Here is a 16,507-nt window from a genome sequence, read left to right on the forward strand (position 1 = left end):
CTTGTTCGCGGAACGTGGGACTGGGCGGAATACGACGCGGCGGGCTTCGGAAGGTCCGGCGCCCTCCCATCCTAGGCGGCGGGCAAGATCGTCGGCCGCCGGCGGCTGTCAGCGCAGCGTACGGCTGAGCAGTTCGGACAGCCCGGGGGCCAGGTCGGGCCCGCCGAGCAGGTCGTCCGGATCCGACGCCAGCCGGGCCAGGCTCTGCCGTTGCCCCGACCGCAGCACTCCGGCGACCACTCGGATGTCCTGGCGGCGGGGGTGCTCCGCGACGTAGCGGGCCGCCTCGTCCCGGTCGTCGGGCACCGCCGCTTCGGCATCGGCCGGCAGGAAGGCCCGCTCGATGGCCAGCGCGCATCCCTCGACGGTGTCGGGCCAGGCGATCCCCTGCAGGGCCTCCACGACGTCCTCGCCGGCGTGCCAGGTGTCCTGTTCGATGGAGCTGATCGCGTCCGGCGGCCGGTGCTCGGCGTCCAGCGCGTCGGCCAGGTGCGGTTCGACGGCGACGAGGTCGGCCGTCCGCACCAGGGCGAACAGCCGGGCCGGCTGGTCCCAGCCGAGGGCGGAGACGTGCCGCTCGATCTCCATCAGGGCGGCGACCAGCGCGTCGGACGCGGCATCGTCGTCGGCATCACGCGCGGCTTCGGCGGACGCGGCATCGGCATCGAACGCGGGGTCGGACGCAGCGGCCTCGGCGGGCGCGGCCAGGCTGTCGGGCGTCTGCGCGGCGGGATCGACAGGATCGGGGGTGGTCATCGGGCCCTCCTGGGCGGGTCGGGAGTGGTGGTGTCCGGACCCTGGGAGTGTCCGGAGCCTGAGGGTGTCAGGAGCCTTGGGATATCAGGAGCAGTGCGGCAGGCCGGCGACCGGGGTCTGCGGCCGGGACAGGACATCGATCGCCTGCTGGAGGTTGTCGACGGGCACCAGCGGCAGGGCGGTGTGCAGGCCGACCGCTTCGTCGCAGTTGCCGCGCGGGATCAGGAACAGCGCCGCCCCGGCCGCCTTGGCACCGGCGACCTTGGACGGCAGTCCGCCGATCGACCCGACAGTGCCGTCGGGATCGATGGTGCCGGTGGCGGCGATCACCCGGCCGCCGGTGAGGTCACCCGGCGTCAGCCGATCGTCGACCGCCAGGGCGAGGACCAGCCCGGCGCTGGGGCCGCTGATGGCCGGGTCGATGCCGAAGCCGACCGTGCCGGGGTGGTCGTAGCCGACGCCCACGGTGGCACCGATCCGGGGCTGGGAGGGGTCGTCGGGTGCGGCGACCGTGGGCACGGTGACATCCCGGCGGACACCAGCGCGCAGCACGCCGACCTGCACGGTCTCACCGACCCGGCGGGCGCGGATCCGCGCGGTGGCGTCGGTCGGGGTGGAGACGGCCGTCCCGTCGATCGCCACGAGGGTGTCGCCGGGTTCCAGCCGCCCGTCGGCGGGTGAGCCGATGCTCACCCCGACGACCTTGGTCACCTCGGTGACCGGGACCCCAGCGCTGCGCAGGCCGGCCACGATCGCCGACTGCTGGGCGTTGTCCATCATCCGGGTGCCCTCGGCGGTGCTCTCCTGCTGGGTGGTGCCGGGGGCGTACACCGCCGCGCGCGGCAGCACCTCGCGCCACGGCAGCCAGTAGGCGGCCAGCGCGGCGGGCAGGGTCAGCCGGGAGTCGGCCCGGGTCACCCCGACGGTGGTCAATCGGAACTGGCCATCGGTCGGGTAGGTGGTGAGCCCGCTGATCTGCACCGCCTGGCCCGGCCCGGAGGCCGCGGCCCCCAGCACGTCGACGGTCCGGCCGGGGCTCCAGGTGACGTACGGGACGGGCACCAGCGCGAGGATCATCGCCAGCACGACGAAGGCGGCGGCCGCTACTGCGGTCGTCGTCGGCATCGGGCCGAACACCCGGCGCAGCCAGGCGGTGGCCCGACGCCACGGGGAGCGGCCGGTCCGGGCCGCGTCCCGCCGAGGGGTCACAGACCGACCCAACCGGTCACACCGTCGGCGAAGGACTGGCGCTTCCAGATCGGCACCTCCGACTTGATCCGGTCGATCAGCACCCGGCAGGCGTCCAGGGCGGGCGCCCGGTGTGCGGCACCGACGGCGACTGTCACAGCGACGTCACCGACCGCGAGCCGGCCGATCCTGTGCTCGGCCCGCGCGATCAGCACGTCGTACGCCCCGGCGACCTCGGCGACCAGCGCGGCCAGAGTGTCCTCGGCAGTCGGGTGGGCGGAGTACTCGAGCCACCGCACAGCGGATCCGGGACCTGCCGGGTCGTGGTCGCGGACCAGCCCGACGAACATCCCGACGCCGCCGACGGCGGGGTCTGCGACCGCGGCGAGCATGTCGTCGACCCGCAGTGATCCGTCCGTCACCCGTGCACTGGTCCGCAGCATGCCTCGACTTTACCCAACCGCGGCGGACCGATGCCCAACCGCGGCGCGCCGACACCCAGCCGCAGCGTGCCGCCCCGGGGGGCACCTTGGTGGATGCGGTTCAATGGACGCAGTCAGGATGCCCACGAGCATCAGGATGCCCCACGAGCAGGAGTGACATCATGGCCGACGATCCTCGCCGCGACGACGACCCGGACGAGGGCAAGCGGGAGCAGAACGCCTTCGAGGAGTTGCTGCGCCAGCTGGGCCTGTCCGGAGCGACCGGTGCCGGGGGCACCCCCGACCTCGCGGCGCTCATGCAACAGCTCCAGCAGGCGTTCGGGCAGATGTTCGCCGCCGGGGCCCCCGGCCCCACCGCCGGATACTCCGGCTTCATGAACCCGGCCGCCGCCGGGGCCGGCGCTCCGGCGCAGCCCGGACAGGTCGACTGGCGCCAGGTCAGCACGATCGCGCGGCGCGTCTGTGCCGAGCGGGGGTCCGACCCCACCCCGACGCGGGAACAGCGGGAGAGTCTCACCGAAGCGGCCCGGATCGCCGACGGCTGGCTGGACCGCTCCACCTCGTTCCCGGCCACCGAGCAGGCCCCGAAGGTCTGGAGCCGCACCGAGTGGATCGGCTCCACGCTGCCGGTCTGGGAGCGGATCATCGCCCCGGTCGCGACGAGCTTCGCCGACGCCCTCGCGGACGCTCTGCTGCACTCCGGGGACATGGCGGAGCAGCCGGCCGAGCTGGCCCAGATGGCCGGGCTGCTGCAGCCCATGCTGCGCACCAGCGGCGCCATGATGTACGGCCAGAAGGTCGGCGAGGCTCTCGGCCGGTTGGCCTCCGAGGTGCTCGGTCTGACCGACATCGGGCTGCCGCTGGGCGACGACGGTGCCGTCGTGCTGCTGCCCACCAACGTCGCCGCATTCTCCGAGGGGCTCGACCAGTCCCCGACCGACATCCAGGTGTACCTGGCGCTGCGCGAGGCCGCCCGGCAGCGGCTGTTCGCCGCCGCGCCGTGGCTGCGCCCCCAGCTGCTGTCGCTCTTCGAGCAGTACGCCGCCGGGATCCGGATCGACATGTCCGCGATGGAGGAGATGTACCGCGACCTCGATCCCTCGGCGATGAATCTGGAGGCGATGCAGGAGGCCTTCGAGAAGTTGCAGGGCAGTCTGTTCGAGCCGGTGCGCACGCCGGAGCAGCAGGCCGTCCTCGAACGGCTGGAGACCCTGCTGGCGCTGATCGAGGGTTGGGTCGACGACACGGTCACCCTGGCCACCGGCCGGTGGATGCCGACCGCGCCGGCGCTGGCCGAGACACTGCGTCGACGTCGGGCGACCGGTGGGCCCGCCGAGGAGGCCCTGAACACTCTGGTCGGTCTCGAGCTGCGCCCGCGGCGGATGCGCGACGCCGCCAACCTGTGGGCCGCGCTGCGCGAGGCCCGGGACGTGGCGGGCCGCGATGCCCTGTGGAGCCACCCGGACAACCTGCCCACCGCCGCCGGGCTGGACGACCCGCTCGGTTTCGTGGCCGGCGAGGTCGATCAGCACGAGGTCCGGCCGGACGAGGAGCCCGAGGCGTACGACCTGGACGCCGAACTGGAGCGGCTGCTGAACGAGGCGGACAAGGAGCGCGGCGAGGACGGGGACACCGGGTCGGGTCCTGAAGCCTGACCCTGAAGTCCCCCTGACGCTTGCCCCTGAAGCCTGGCCCTGAAGTCCGCCCCCTGGAGCTTGACCCTGAAGCCTGACCGCCTGAAACCTGATCGCCCGAAACCTGACCGCCTGAAACCTGACGGAGGGCCCCGGTCACAGGGGGCCCGGACCGTCATCACCGATCGCCCGGTCGCCTGCCGTGTCGCGGGACAGCAGGTGTCCACAGGATGAAGGGCGACGGACCGTACGGTGGACGGCGACCGTCCACACGTTGACCACAAACCATCCACAGGGTTGTCCACATCCGTGGACAACCCCCTGGCTCCTCTCCTCCGGTCCCGCCGCCCGGCCCTGCTACCCGTGGCTCGGCACAGGGATGGCACTGGGGTGCTTGACGTACGCCGGGCCGCCCGCCTAGATTGTCCACAGGAGGCCCTCCGTGGTCGGTGCGTTCGCAGGGGAAGGCGAACAGGATCGATAGCGTGAGGGCCTTCCGCCTGCCCGAACGCTGCCGGCCCGGTGTTGCCGGCCCGGTGCCCACCCGGTCCTGCCAGCCCCGGGGATGAGTGATGAGTGTTGTCCGCCACCCGGCCGGTGTTGTCCAGTGCCCGAAGAGTGTTGTCCGTTGTCCGGCCGGTGTTGTCCGTCCCCTTTCAGGACTGGATCGGCAGGGCCGTACGCGGGATCGTGGCGGCATGGACAAGGACCTGGAAGGGTGCCGATCGGGCCGGGGACCGCGGTCCCGGCCCCGTCTGCTGGACGGGGTGCCGGTGCTGCAGTTGCGGGACGGGACGGTCCAGGTCGGGTGTGACGCCGACCGCGGTGTCCGCCTCGCCGGCGCTCCACCGGGCACCCGCTGGATGCTGGCGGAACTGACCGGCGACCACTCCGTCAGCGAACTCGCCGACCGGTGGGAGGTGAGTCCGCAGGCTGTGGACAACCTGGTGGCGACGCTGCGCGGAGCCGACCTGCTGGCGGCGGACGATCCGCAGTCGGGTCCGCTGTGCGACACGCCGGTGGTGCGGGTCGTGGCCGCGCCGTCCCTCGTCCCTGCCCTGGTGTCCGGCCTGCTCGAGGCGGGGGTCGGCGCCGTCCACGTGATCGCCCCGTCCGGATCGCTCGGTACCTCGCTGCCGCGGCCCCGGGACCGGGTCCGGGTGGCCGACACTCTGGATCGGCGGCCGCTCCCGCCCGGCACACCGACCGTCGTCGCGCCCGGATGCCTCGAGCCGGACCCCGCCCTGGTCGAGGCGTTGATGCGCGCCGACGACCCTCATGTCGTGGTGCGGCCCCGACCGGCGGGTGTCGTGCTGGGTCCCTTCGTCGTGCCGGGGCGTACGTCGTGCCTGGTCTGCGCCGACCTCACCCGCGCGGCCCGGGACGCCACCTGGGTGGAGCAGCGGGCCGCGCTGACCGGGGCCCGGGCCCCGCATCCGGCGCCACTGCGCGACTGGACGATCGCGATGCTCACCGCGCAACTGGCGGCGTGGGCGGGTGGCCGCTCCCCCGACCTGGTCGACCGTACGGTCGAGCTGGGCACCCGCGACTGGCAGCAGCACTGGCGCGCCTGGCGTCCCCACCCGGCCTGTGGCTGCACCTGGGCACCGCCCGGCGCCGGGACCGGTGGGCGACCGGCTCAGGCCGGGTCGGTCGACGTGGCGAGGGCACCCTCCTCGTCGACGGCGGAGGGATCAGCGATGATCCTCAGCACCGCCTCGCCGTAGCGCTCCACCTTGGCCGCTCCGATCCCGCCGACGGCGCGCAGGGCCCGTTCGTCGGCGGGCCGCATCTCGGCCAGGGCCAGCAGCGTCGCGTCGGTGAACACCACGTACGCCGGGATGCTGCGGGTCCTCGCCTCGTGGCGTCGCCATCGGCGCAGCGCATCCGCCGTCGCCTCGTCGTAGTCCACCGGACAGTCCTGGTGGTGGCCGAGCTTGCGCTCGGCCGCATCGCCCAGCGTCAGGCCGCACACCCGGCAGGTGGCGCTCAGCGCGCTGCGCCGCCGGCCACCGCCGGGCCTGCGCCGGTCCCCACCCGACGGAGTCGCAACCCCGTCCGGCAGCACCCCGTCGAGGAAGCGGGACGGGCGGCGCCGGCCGTTGGTGCCGGAGCGGGCGCGGGACCAGGACACCCGCAGGTGTTCGCGGGCCCGGGTGATGCCGACGTAGAGCAGCCGGCGCTCCTCGTCGAGCTGGTCGCGTCCGGTGGCGAGGACGAACGGGACCGACCCCTCCTGCACGCCGCTCAGCGCGACCGCGTCCCACTCCAGGCCCTTCGCGGCATGGAACGTCGACAGCGTGACACCGTGCGCGATCGGGGCGTGGTCGGCGGCCGCCCGGGCCTCGAGGACCGCCGCCACGTCCGCCAGGGTGGCACCCGGCTGCTCGGCGAGGACGTCGCCGACCAGGTCGACCAGCGCGGCCAGGGACTCCCATTTCTCCCGCCGCGACCCGGCGCCCGTCGGGGCGGTCGCGCGCCAGCCGATCGGCTCCAGCAGCGCCTTGGCCTGGTCGAGCGGCCCCACCCCGTCGGCCTGCCCGGTCCGGGCCTGCGCCCGCAACAGGCCGATCCCCTGCTTGACCTCGGCCCGGTCGTAGAACCGCTCGGCACCGCGCACCAGGTACGGGATGCCTGCGGCGTCGAGGGCCTGCTCGAGCTGCGGCGACTGGGCGTTGATCCGGAACAACACCGCCATCTCGCGGTAGTCCACCCCCTGGGACGCCAGCTCGGCCAGCCACACCGCGATCCCGGCAGCCTCCTCCGCCTCGTCGGTGGCCTCGGCCCAGACCGGAGCCGGCCCGGCGGGCCGTTGCGCCACCAGGGCCTGGCGCCCGCCGTGCCCGATCACCCGGTTGGCCACGTCGACGACCTGAGGGGTCGAGCGGTAGTCACGGACCAGCCGGACCACTGTCGCGCCGGCATGACGCCGGGTGAAGCCGGTCAGGTAGTCGGCGCGGGCCCCGGCGAAGGAGTGGATGGTCTGTGCCGGGTCGCCCACCACGCAGATCTCGTCGGACTCGCCGCGCCACAGTGTGAGCAGTGCCTCCTGGAGCGGCGAGACGTCCTGGTACTCGTCGACGACCAGGTGGCGATAGGTCCGGCGGACCTCCTCGGCCACGTCCTGGCGCTCCGCCAGCATCGCCGCGCAGCACAGCAGGATGTCCTCGAAGTCGATCACACCGTGGTCCGCCTTGAGCCGTTCGTAGCCGGCGAACACCCGCGCGATCGTCTCCGGCTCCAGCCCCGACACCTCCCGCCCGGTGCGACGGGCCACCGCCGGGTAGCTGTCCGCGTCGGCGTTGGAGACCTTGGCCCAGCCGATCTCGCCGAGCAGATCGCGGACCATGCCCTGGTCGGTCTCGAGTCGCAGCCGGCGGGCCGCCTCGACCACCAGGCCGTAGCGGTTGTCGGCCAGCCGTGGCAGGGCACGCCCGTACGCCCTGGGCCAGAAGTACTGGGCCTGGCGCAACGCCGCGGAGTGGAACGTCCGGGCCTGCACCCCGCGGGCCCCCAGCTCCTGGAGCCGGCCCCGCATCTCCCCCGCCGCGCGGGTGGTGAACGTCACCGCCAGGACCTGGGTGGGGGCGTACGCGCCGACCGCGCAGCCGTAGGCGATCCGGTGGGTGATGGCACGCGTCTTGCCGGTCCCCGCCCCCGCGATCACCGCAACCGGACCGGACAGGCTGGTCGCCACGTCGCGCTGCTCGGGATCCAGGCGATCGAGCAGGGCTTCGGGCGACGGCAGGTCCGGGGGTGGTGTGGGCATGCCCCACACTGTAGGTCCCGGCGCCGACAACAGGCTCCGGCGCAGGTCCCCGATCGACCGGACGAGCGGTGTCAGCGACCTCCTCTAGGGTGGTGGCCATCATGACGCACTCCCTGCCGACCGGCCACCCCACCGTCCACCTGGCGGCGGACGCCGAAGTGCTGGCCGACGCCCTGGCCGAGGGCCTGGCCGAGCACCCGGCCGACGTGTTCGACGAGTACCTCGTGACCTGTGAGGGGCCGGGCACGCAGCGTTGGCTGGCGCACCGCCTCACCGGTACGCTCGGGATTTGCGCCGGCGTCACGATGCCCTCCTTCGCCGACTGGACGTGGGAGGTGACCGCCCGGGCTGCGGGCATCGACCCGGACGACGACCCCTGGCGGCCGCACCGGCTCGGCTGGCAGGTGGCCGCTCTGCTCACCGACACCGAACGCTGGCGCGGGACCACCCTGGGTGCGTGGCAGGAGGCCCAGCGCTCACCGGGCGGCACCGTCTGGCTGGCCCGGCATGTGGCCGAGATCCTGCTGGACTATGCCCGTCGCCGCCCGTCGCTGCTGGCGGACTGGTCGGCCGGTCACGACACCGGCGTGCCGGAGGACCTCTCCTGGCAGCCGCCGTTGTGGCGGGCGCTGCACACCCGTCCGGAGACCGGCACGGTGCCCGACCCGGTGGCCCGGATCCCACTGACCGAGGAGGCACTGCGTCACGGCCCGCTGCCCGGGGTGCCGGCCAGGATCGACCTGTGGGCCCCCGGTGACCTGACGCCGTCGGAGGTGCGGCTGCTGTCCGCGCTCGCCGGGCCGCACCGGGTGCAGTTGTGGCTGCCCGGGACCTCGCCCGAAGGGGACGCCCATCCCCTCGCGGCCGCCCTCGACCGCGAGTCCGCGGCGACCCTGACCGCCCTCGCCGAGGCGGGCGCCGAGGTGACCCCCCACGGGCACCCCGGGGCGAGCGGCGACTCGCTGCTCGACCGGCTCCGACTCGACCTGGCCCACGGGCTGATGGGCGATCCGGCGCCGCTGGCCCGCGACGACACGAGCATCTCCCTGCACGCCTGCCACGGCCCGGACCGCCAGGCCGAGGTCCTGCGCGACGTGGTGTGCGGCCTGTTGGCCGACGACCCGACCCTGGAACCCCGTGACGTTCTGATCGCCTGTGCCGATCCCGGCCTGATGCCCCTGCTCGAGGCCGCCTTCGCCCCGACCGACCCCGACCGACCGGGCGGTCATCCGGCCCGGACCCTGCCGGTGCGCTTCGCCGACCCCGAGCGTCGGGAACACAACGAGGTGCTGAGCAGGCTGGTGGAGGCACTGACGATGGGCCGTGGACGGGCCGGCGCAACGGAGTTCGAGGCGTTCCTGGGGGCGGATCCGGTGGCCCGGCACTTCGGCCTCGAGGAGGACGACCTGGCCCGGGCCCACGACCTGATCACCGCTGCCGGCGTGCGGTGGGGGATGAATGCCGCCCACCGCGACCGGTTCGGACTGTCCTCGGTGGGGGCCAACACCTGGCTCAGCGGCCTGAACCGGATGCTGGTCGGGATCGCGATGACCGAGGACGGGTCGTACGCGGTCCGCAGCGGCCTCCCCCTCGACGACGTCGGCTCCTCCGACATCGAGGTGGTCGGGGCGGTGGCGGAGCTGATGGCCCGGCTGATCCGACTCGCCCGGATCGCCGGTGAGCCGCACTCCGCCGCCGAATGGGCCACGATCTGCCGCGACGCGATCGACCAGCTGATGACCCCGGCCCCCGACCGGGCCTGGCAGCTCGACCACGCCTGGCGGATCCTCGCCGACATCGGCGCGACCGCGCCCGCCGATGCCCCGGCGCTGGCCCTGGAGGACCTGCTCGAGCTGCTCGACGACGCCGTCCGCGGCCGGGTCCCACGGTCCGCGTTCCGCGCCGGCGCGATCACCGTCAGCTCGCTCGCCCCGGCGCGCCACGTCCCCTACCGGGTGGTCTGCGTGGCCGGTCTCGACGACGGTAATCTGCCCCGGCCGGAGCGTGCCGACGGCGACAGTCTGCTCGACCTGGCTCCGGAACCGGATGCCATCGGCCCACGCCACCACGACCGGCAGGTGTTCCTCGACCTGGTCCGGGCCGCCCGCCAGCATCTGGTGCTCACCTGGACCGGCGCCGACCCGCGCACCGGTGAGCAGCGTCCCCCGGCGGCCGTCGTCAGCGACCTGCTCGACACGCTGCGGTCGATGCTTCCGGCGGCGACCGACCCCGACTCCGCGCTGATCGCCCGTCACCCGCTCCAGCCGTACGATCCGTCGGCGTTCGGGGACCCGGCGGCCGCGGCCTTCCGCGCCTCGGCCCTGTCGGGCTTCGATCCCACCGCGGCAGCAGGGGCCGCCGCGGTCACGGCAGGTCCGCGCGCCACCGGGGCAGGTACGGCCGGGACAGGCGCGCTCGGCACGGGTACCGCCGGGACGGGCGAGGAGCCGCTCGCCCACCGGCTGTCGGTCCCCACCTGGGAGTGGGACGACGGTGTCGTGCCGCTCACCGACGTGGTCGAGGTGCTGACCCATCCGGCCAGGGCCTTCCTGCGCCGCCGGGCCGGGTTCACCATGTGGAGCGACGAGGACGCGGCCGCCGACGCGATGCCGCTCGAACTGGACGGGCTCGGGGAATGGGCCGCCGGCAGCCGCGTCCTGACCGCCACGCTGCGCGGAGACGAGCTCGACGACGCCCTGCGGGCCGAGCAACTGCGCGGGACCCTGCCCCCCGGCGCGGCCGGCCGCGGGATCCTGGACCGGATCCGCAACACCGTCGACCGGGCGCTGCGGGAGTCCGCCGGCCCCCGCGCCGAGGCACCGCTGACGCGGCATGTCCGAGTGCCCCTCGGCGACGGCACGACCCTGAGCGCCGACATCACCACCCGCGGCGCCTCGGTGCTCACGGTGAGCTACGGCCGGCTCGGCCCCCGACACCGGCTGACCGCCTGGTTCAACCTGCTGGTGCTGGCCGCCGCCGGTACGCTCGACCATCCCCGGGCCCACCTGGTGGGGCGCAACGACCTGGTCGTCCTGTCCGCCCCCGACCCGGCGACGGCCCGGTTCCTGCTCGACCGCTGGGTGCGGATCGCGACGGTGGGCCTCACCACCCCGCTGCCACTGCCGGCCCGGACCGCGGCGGCGTTGCACGACTGCATCCGTCCCGGGACGAGCGGTGCCGAGCTGTGGGGCCATCGGATGCTGCAGCAGGCCTGGGACCGGGACCGGGACGCCAACTGGGAACTGCTGTGGGGCCACGACCTGCGCGCGCTGGTCCGCGCCCCCCGCCCGGCACAGCTGCCCGCGATCGGTGACGAGAAGGACTGGATCTCCGACCTGGCCCGCGGCCTGTGGTCACCCCTGGAGGAGGCGGAGCAACGCCGATGAGCACACCGTCGCAGACCCGACCGGTGACGGACCGCGATGCCCTCGACCTGGCGGCACCGCTACCCTCGGGCACCACCCTGCTCGAGGCCAGTGCCGGCACCGGGAAGACCCACACCATCGCCTCACTCGTCGTGCTGTCCGTGGCCCGCGGCACCCCGCTGCGCTCGATCCTGCTGATCACCTACACCCGCAAGGCGGCCCGGGAACTGCGGGCCCGGGTCCGCTCCCGGCTGGTCGAGGCCCAGCGGGTGCTCGGGTCGGACGCCCCGCCGACGGACGACCCGTCCGCGGACGATGCGCTCCGGGCGGCTCTCCGGACCGGGGCGCCGCAGACCACCCGACAGCGGCTGGCCGAGGCGGTGGCCGACTTCGACGCCGCGACGATCGCCACGATCCACGAGTTCGCCGGGACGATGCTCGACCGACTGGGGCTGCTGTCGGGGCACCGGAGCGGGGCCGTACTGCTCCCGGACCACCACGAGATCGCCGCCGAGGTCGCCGCCGACCTCCACCTCGCCCTTTTCGGCGGCCTGGCGAACCCGCCGTTCCCGCCCGCGGTGGCGCGTACGCTCGTCGAGGCCGCAATCGCGACGCCGGCCTCCCCCCTCGTCCCTGATCCGGCCGACGACCAGATCAGCGCCGCCCGGGTCGACTTCGCCGGCCGGGCCCGCCAGGAAGTGGACCGCCGGCTCAGGGCGCGGGCCCTGTACACGTACGACGACCTGATCGGCCGGCTCGCCGCCGCGCTGCGTCACCCGTCCACCGCGTCGGCCACCGCAGCCCGACTGCGCGACGCCTACCGGGTGGTGATGGTCGACGAGTTCCAGGACACCGATCCCCAGCAGTGGGAGATCCTGCGCACCGCGTTCCACGGCCACAGCGACCTGTTCCTCATCGGTGACCCGAAGCAGGCCATCTACGGCTTCCGCGGCGGGGACGTCCAGACCTATCTCGCCGCGGCCCGGGTGGCGGACCGGCGCCTCACCCTGACCACCAACTGGCGATCGGACGAGACGGTCGTCCGCGCCGTCGACTCGATCCTCGGCCGCACCGCACTCGGTGACCCCGACATCACCGTGGCCCCGGTCCGGGCCCAGCACCCCGGCACCCGGCTGCACGACCCGGTGGGGACCCCCTGCCCCGGCCTGGAACTGCGTCGGGTGGTGCACCCGTACACCAGCATCACCCGCCAGCGCGAACGCATCCGGCGCGATGTCGTCGCGCAGGTCTCACGGTTGCTGACCGACGGCACCACCCTGGAGGGGACCGACGGGGCCCGCCCGGTGCGCCCGACCGACATCGCCGTGCTGGTCCGCAGCAACGTCGCTGCGGCACTGACCGCCCGGGCCCTGACCGCCGCCGGCATCCCGGCCGTGCTCAACGGTGCCGACACCGTGCTGCGCTCCCCGGCGGCCACCGCCTGGCGCGACCTGCTCAGCACCCTGCTCGACCCACAGCCGGCCGCGGTGCACCGGCTCGCCCTGGGCCCGTTCGTCGGCTGGGGGCTGGAGGATCTGGTCCGGGCCGACGAGGACGACCGGGCGGCGCTGTTCATCCGGGCCCGGGCCTGGGGCCGCCGGTGGCGGGAGCAGGGCGTGACTGCCGTGCTCGACGCCGCCCTCGACGAGACCGACCTGGCCGCCGGATCGATCGGCCGCACCGGCTCGGCCCGGGAGATCACCGACCTGCGTCACGTGGGCCAGCTGCTGCACGAGGCCGAGTCCGCGGAGCGGCTGGCACCCCGCCGGCTGCTGGCCTGGCTGGCGGACGCGATGGCGGCGGCCCATCGCAACGGTGATGACGAGCAGGCGCTGCGCCTGGAGACCGAAGCCGAAGCGGTCCAGGTGTTCACCGTGCACTCCGCGAAGGGGCTGGAGTTCCCGATCGTGCTGCTGCCTGACATGACCGATGTACGACCCGTGGCGAAGGACGAGGTGGTGCCCGAGGCGTTCACCGTCCATGACCCGGCCGGCGACCGGTTGGTGGATGTCGGTGGGCGCCGCGACCCGTCCTCGAGGGCCCGGCACCGACGGGCGCTCGAGGAGTCGGCGGGCGAGCAGCTGCGCGTGCTCTACGTCGCGATGACCCGGGCCGCCTCGCAGATCATCGCCTGGTGGGCCCCCCACGAGCGCAACGCCCCCGGTGCTCCCCTGCACCGGGCGCTGTGCGGGGAGCGCGCGGCCGACGGCACGCTCCCCCGGGTCGTCCCCGCGGTCCCCGATCAGGACCTACCGGCCCTTCCCGGGGTGCGGATGACGTACGTGGACGACGAGCCGGGCCGGCTCGAGCCGCCGCCCGTGCCCGAGCCGACGCCGGCGCCGGCGCCGTACCTGCGCAGGTTCGACCGTCCGGTGGACACCGCGTGGCGCCGCACCTCCTACACCGGGCTGACCGCCGCGCAGCACGAACACCCGCACGATTCACCGATGGACGCCACCCACGCCGACGATGAGCCGGCGGTCGGCCCGTCCCCCACCGAAGCCCCTCGGCCCGACGGCGCCGGTGCCGGGCCTGTCCCGGCCGGCGCCGGGCGGCCCTCTCCGTGGGGTCCGCTGCCCACCGGGGCCCGGTTCGGCACCCTGGTCCATGCCGTGCTCGAGGCCTGGGACCCGGCCGGGCCATCGTTCGACGGGCTGGTCGACCGGGTCGCGGTGGCTTCCCCGGTCCAGGAGCTCGATCACGGCGTCCTCGCCGCTGCCCTCGACGCGGCGACCCGCACACCGCTGGGCGGGGACCTCGGCGACCGTACGCTCGCCGACGTCGCCGTGCGGGACCGGCTCAGCGAGCTGGACTTCGAGCTGCCGCTCGGGGGCGGTGACGACCCCGGCGTGGCTGCACTGCTCGGCGACATCGCCGACGCCCTGGAGCGCCACCTGAGCCCCGAGGACCCGTTGGCCTCCTACGCCGCCCGGTTGCGGATGCCCGGGCTGGGCGACCAGGTGCTGCGCGGCTTCCTCACCGGCAGCATCGACGCGGTGCTGCGGGTCGGCGGCGACACCGACCGGTTCGTCGTGGTGGACTACAAGACGAACTGGTTGGGCGGGCCGCCCTCCGACGGCCCGCTGCTGCTCGGTTCGTACGCGCCGCCGGCCCTGGCGGAGGCGATGATGGCGGCGCACTACCCGCTGCAGGCGCTGCTCTATTCGGTCGCCCTGCACCGGTTCCTCGGCTGGCGTCTGCCCGGCTATCGGCCCGAGGAGCATCTGGGCGGGATCCGCTACCTGTTCCTGCGTGGCATGGCCGGCCCGGACACGCCGAGGGTCGAAGGGGTGTCCTACGGCGTGTTCGCCTGGCGCCCGCCGGCCGGGTTGGTCGTCGAGATCGCCGATCTGATCACCGAGGGGAGGTCGACGCCATGACCAGCGTCATCGGGGCCGGCACGACGAGCGTCACTGGCTCCGGCGCGACCGGGGCCGCCGCGTCCGGCACGACCGGCGTCGTCACCAGGGCCGGCACGACCAGCGTCATCGGATCCGGCCTGGTGGCCGACTTCGATGCCGCGGGGGTGTTCGGTTTCGCCGACGTCCAGGCCGCCCAGCAGCTGGCATTCCTCGGCGGGGCGACCGATCCGCGGATCCCGCTCGCGATCGCACTGGTGGTCCGCGCGGTCCGGGCCGGGTCGGTGTGCATCGACCTGGCGACAGTACGGGAGGCGATCTTCGAGAGCGACGAGAGCGCCGTCGACGTGTCGGCGCTCGACTGGCCCGACCTGGACGGCTGGTTGGCGTGTCTGCGCGACAGTGCCCTGGTCAGTGTCGGCTCCGACGGGCCGCCCGGCCGGCCGCTGCGGCTGGTCGGCACCCTGCTCTATCTCGACCGCTACTGGCGCGACGAGCAGCTGGTCCGGGCCGACGTCGATGTCCGGCGCAGCACCCCGATGATCGGCCCCGACCGGGACCGGATCGCCTCGGTGCTGCGAGCGGTGTTCCCTCGGGTCGAGGGCCCGACAGGGCTCGCGGCGGATGAACCGGACCACCAGCTGGCCGCTGCCGCGACGACGGTGGCCACCCGGCTGTGCGTCCTGCAGGGTGGCCCCGGCACCGGCAAGACCGCGACGATCGCCCGGATCCTGGTCGTCCTGGCGACGCTGGAGCCGGACCTGCACATCGGCCTGGCCGCCCCGACCGGCAAGGCGGCCGCCCGGATGGGCGAGGCGGTCAAGGACGCCCTGGCCGCGATGGGGGAGGTCGATCCGCAGGTGGTGCACCGGCTCGGGCGGCTGCACGCCACCACGGTCCACGGGCTGCTGGGCTGGCGGCGCGACAGCACGACGCGGTTCGCGCACGACCGTCTGCGGCCGTTGCCGTACGACCTGATCGTGGTGGACGAGATGTCGATGGTCTCGTTGTCGCTGATGGCCCGGCTGCTGGAGGCCACCCGGCCGGACGCCCGGCTGCTGCTCGTCGGCGACCCCGACCAGCTCGCCTCGGTGGAGGCGGGCGCGGTGTTCTCCGACATCGGGGCTCTGGTGCGGGCCGAGGACCCGGCCGGACGGGCCACGACGACGACCCGCAAGCTGCTGCGCGACCTCGTCGATCCGGTCGACCGTCCTGCGGTGGAGCGGCCCGGTCTGGTCCGGCTCAGCCACACCTGGCGGTTCCAGGGCCGGATCGCAGAGCTGGCCCAGGCCATCCGCGACGGGCGGGCGGACCTGGTCGACGCCCTGGTCGATGACCTGGCGTCCGGCGACAATGTCACCTTCACCCCGGTCTCCCGCGGCCCGGGCGACCCGGCTTTCGCGACCCTGCACGACCGGATGGTGGGCTGGGGGGAGCAGCTGGAACGGCTGGCCGAGGAGGGGGACGCAGCGGGCACCCTCGCGGTGCTGGACCGGCACCGGCTGCTGTGCGCGCACCGCCGTGGGCCGGCCGGCGTGGCGACCTGGAACCGGATCGCCCGCGACTGGCTGGGCCGCACCGGGGAGGATGCCCTGGCCGTCGGTGAGCCGCTCCTGGTGACCCGCCGGGACAAGGCGCTGCAGGTGTTCAACGGGGACGTCGGGGCGGTGGTCCGCACCCCCACCGGCCGGCGGTTGGCTCTGGCGGACCTGCACGAGCGCAGCGTACGGTTCCTGGCCCCGGTGCAGCTGACCGGGCTGGTCCCGATGTATGCGAGCACGATCCACAAGGCGCAGGGCAGCCAGTTCCAGGAGGTGTCGGTGATCCTGCCCGACCAGGGATCGGCGCTGCTCACCCGCGAGCTGCTCTACACCGCGATCACCCGGGCCTCGGGCGCGGTGCACCTCTACGGCAGCCGCGCGGCCTTGCGGGAGGCGGTGTCCCGGCGGGCCAACCGTGCCTCGGGGCTGGCCGGCGAGCGGGCCTGAGGACC

At 74.3% G+C, this 16,507-nt stretch carries 9 protein-coding genes; 5 read left to right on the forward strand and 4 right to left on the reverse strand.

Annotated features, from left to right (window positions below):
• Positions 1–108: 108 nt before the first annotated feature.
• The 3 genes from VB059_RS07980 to VB059_RS07990 form a co-directional block, all read right to left on the reverse strand.
• Positions 109–756 carry a PPA1309 family protein gene (locus tag VB059_RS07980; RefSeq protein WP_323421489.1) on the reverse strand — a complete coding sequence of 216 codons (648 nt, stop codon included), beginning with the start codon at positions 754–756 and terminating at the stop codon, positions 109–111.
• Positions 757–840: 84 nt separating this feature from the next.
• Complete coding sequence (locus VB059_RS07985; RefSeq protein WP_323421490.1) at positions 841–1,965, reverse strand: PDZ domain-containing protein; 1,125 nt, start codon at positions 1,963–1,965, stop codon at positions 841–843.
• Positions 1,962–2,387, reverse strand: a complete 426-nt coding sequence (locus VB059_RS07990; protein ID WP_323421491.1) for a molybdenum cofactor biosynthesis protein MoaE — start codon at positions 2,385–2,387, stop codon at positions 1,962–1,964. Before VB059_RS07990 ends, VB059_RS07985 begins: the two co-directional genes overlap by 4 nt.
• Positions 2,388–2,548: 161 nt before the next feature.
• Between VB059_RS07990 and VB059_RS07995 the strand changes: the two genes are divergently transcribed.
• Both VB059_RS07995 and VB059_RS08000 read left to right on the forward strand, forming a co-directional pair.
• Positions 2,549–4,042 carry a zinc-dependent metalloprotease gene (locus tag VB059_RS07995; RefSeq protein WP_323421492.1) on the forward strand — a complete coding sequence of 498 codons (1,494 nt, stop codon included), beginning with the start codon at positions 2,549–2,551 and terminating at the stop codon, positions 4,040–4,042.
• A gap of 677 nt (positions 4,043–4,719) precedes the next feature.
• Entirely contained in the window at positions 4,720–5,748 is a 1,029-nt protein-coding gene (locus VB059_RS08000) for a TOMM precursor leader peptide-binding protein (RefSeq protein ID WP_323421493.1), read from the forward strand.
• On the opposite strand, the gene VB059_RS08005 is transcribed toward VB059_RS08000, so the two are convergent.
• Positions 5,661–7,790 (reverse strand): ATP-dependent DNA helicase UvrD2, encoded by a 2,130-nt coding sequence (locus VB059_RS08005; RefSeq protein ID WP_323421494.1) that lies wholly within the window; start codon positions 7,788–7,790, stop codon positions 5,661–5,663. The genes VB059_RS08000 and VB059_RS08005 overlap by 88 nt on opposite strands.
• A gap of 101 nt (positions 7,791–7,891) precedes the next feature.
• Between VB059_RS08005 and VB059_RS08010 the strand changes: the two genes are divergently transcribed.
• From VB059_RS08010 to recD, 3 genes are read left to right on the forward strand one after another with little or no spacing between them, the layout of a single operon-like run.
• Positions 7,892–11,176, forward strand: a complete 3,285-nt coding sequence (locus VB059_RS08010) for an exodeoxyribonuclease V subunit gamma (RefSeq protein WP_323421519.1) — start codon at positions 7,892–7,894, stop codon at positions 11,174–11,176.
• Positions 11,173–14,535: a UvrD-helicase domain-containing protein gene (locus VB059_RS08015; protein WP_323421495.1), complete on the forward strand. Its 3,363-nt coding sequence runs from the start codon at positions 11,173–11,175 to the stop codon at positions 14,533–14,535. Before VB059_RS08010 ends, VB059_RS08015 begins: the two co-directional genes overlap by 4 nt.
• Complete coding sequence (gene recD, locus VB059_RS08020; RefSeq protein ID WP_323421496.1) at positions 14,532–16,502, forward strand: exodeoxyribonuclease V subunit alpha; 1,971 nt, start codon at positions 14,532–14,534, stop codon at positions 16,500–16,502. Before VB059_RS08015 ends, recD begins: the two co-directional genes overlap by 4 nt.
• The last annotated feature ends 5 nt before the right edge of the window (positions 16,503–16,507 follow it).

The sequence above is a fragment of the Raineyella sp. genome, assembly GCF_034933565.1.
In the GTDB taxonomy this organism is placed as follows: domain Bacteria; phylum Actinomycetota; class Actinomycetes; order Propionibacteriales; family Propionibacteriaceae; genus Raineyella.

Excerpts from the sequence above, each read along its gene's own strand:
- VB059_RS07995 (WP_323421492.1), top strand. The coding sequence starts at position 2,549 with ATGGCCGACGATCCTCGCCGCGACGACGACCCGGACGAGGGCAAGCGG.
- VB059_RS08010 (WP_323421519.1), top strand. The coding sequence starts at position 7,892 with ATGACGCACTCCCTGCCGACCGGCCACCCCACCGTCCACCTGGCGGCG.
- VB059_RS07980 (WP_323421489.1), bottom strand. The coding sequence starts at position 756 with ATGACCACCCCCGATCCTGTCGATCCCGCCGCGCAGACGCCCGACAGC.
- VB059_RS08015 (WP_323421495.1), top strand. The coding sequence starts at position 11,173 with ATGAGCACACCGTCGCAGACCCGACCGGTGACGGACCGCGATGCCCTC.
- VB059_RS08005 (WP_323421494.1), bottom strand. The coding sequence starts at position 7,790 with ATGCCCACACCACCCCCGGACCTGCCGTCGCCCGAAGCCCTGCTCGAT.
- VB059_RS07990 (WP_323421491.1), bottom strand. The coding sequence starts at position 2,387 with ATGCTGCGGACCAGTGCACGGGTGACGGACGGATCACTGCGGGTCGAC.
- VB059_RS08000 (WP_323421493.1), top strand. The coding sequence starts at position 4,720 with ATGGACAAGGACCTGGAAGGGTGCCGATCGGGCCGGGGACCGCGGTCC.
- recD (WP_323421496.1), top strand. The coding sequence starts at position 14,532 with ATGACCAGCGTCATCGGGGCCGGCACGACGAGCGTCACTGGCTCCGGC.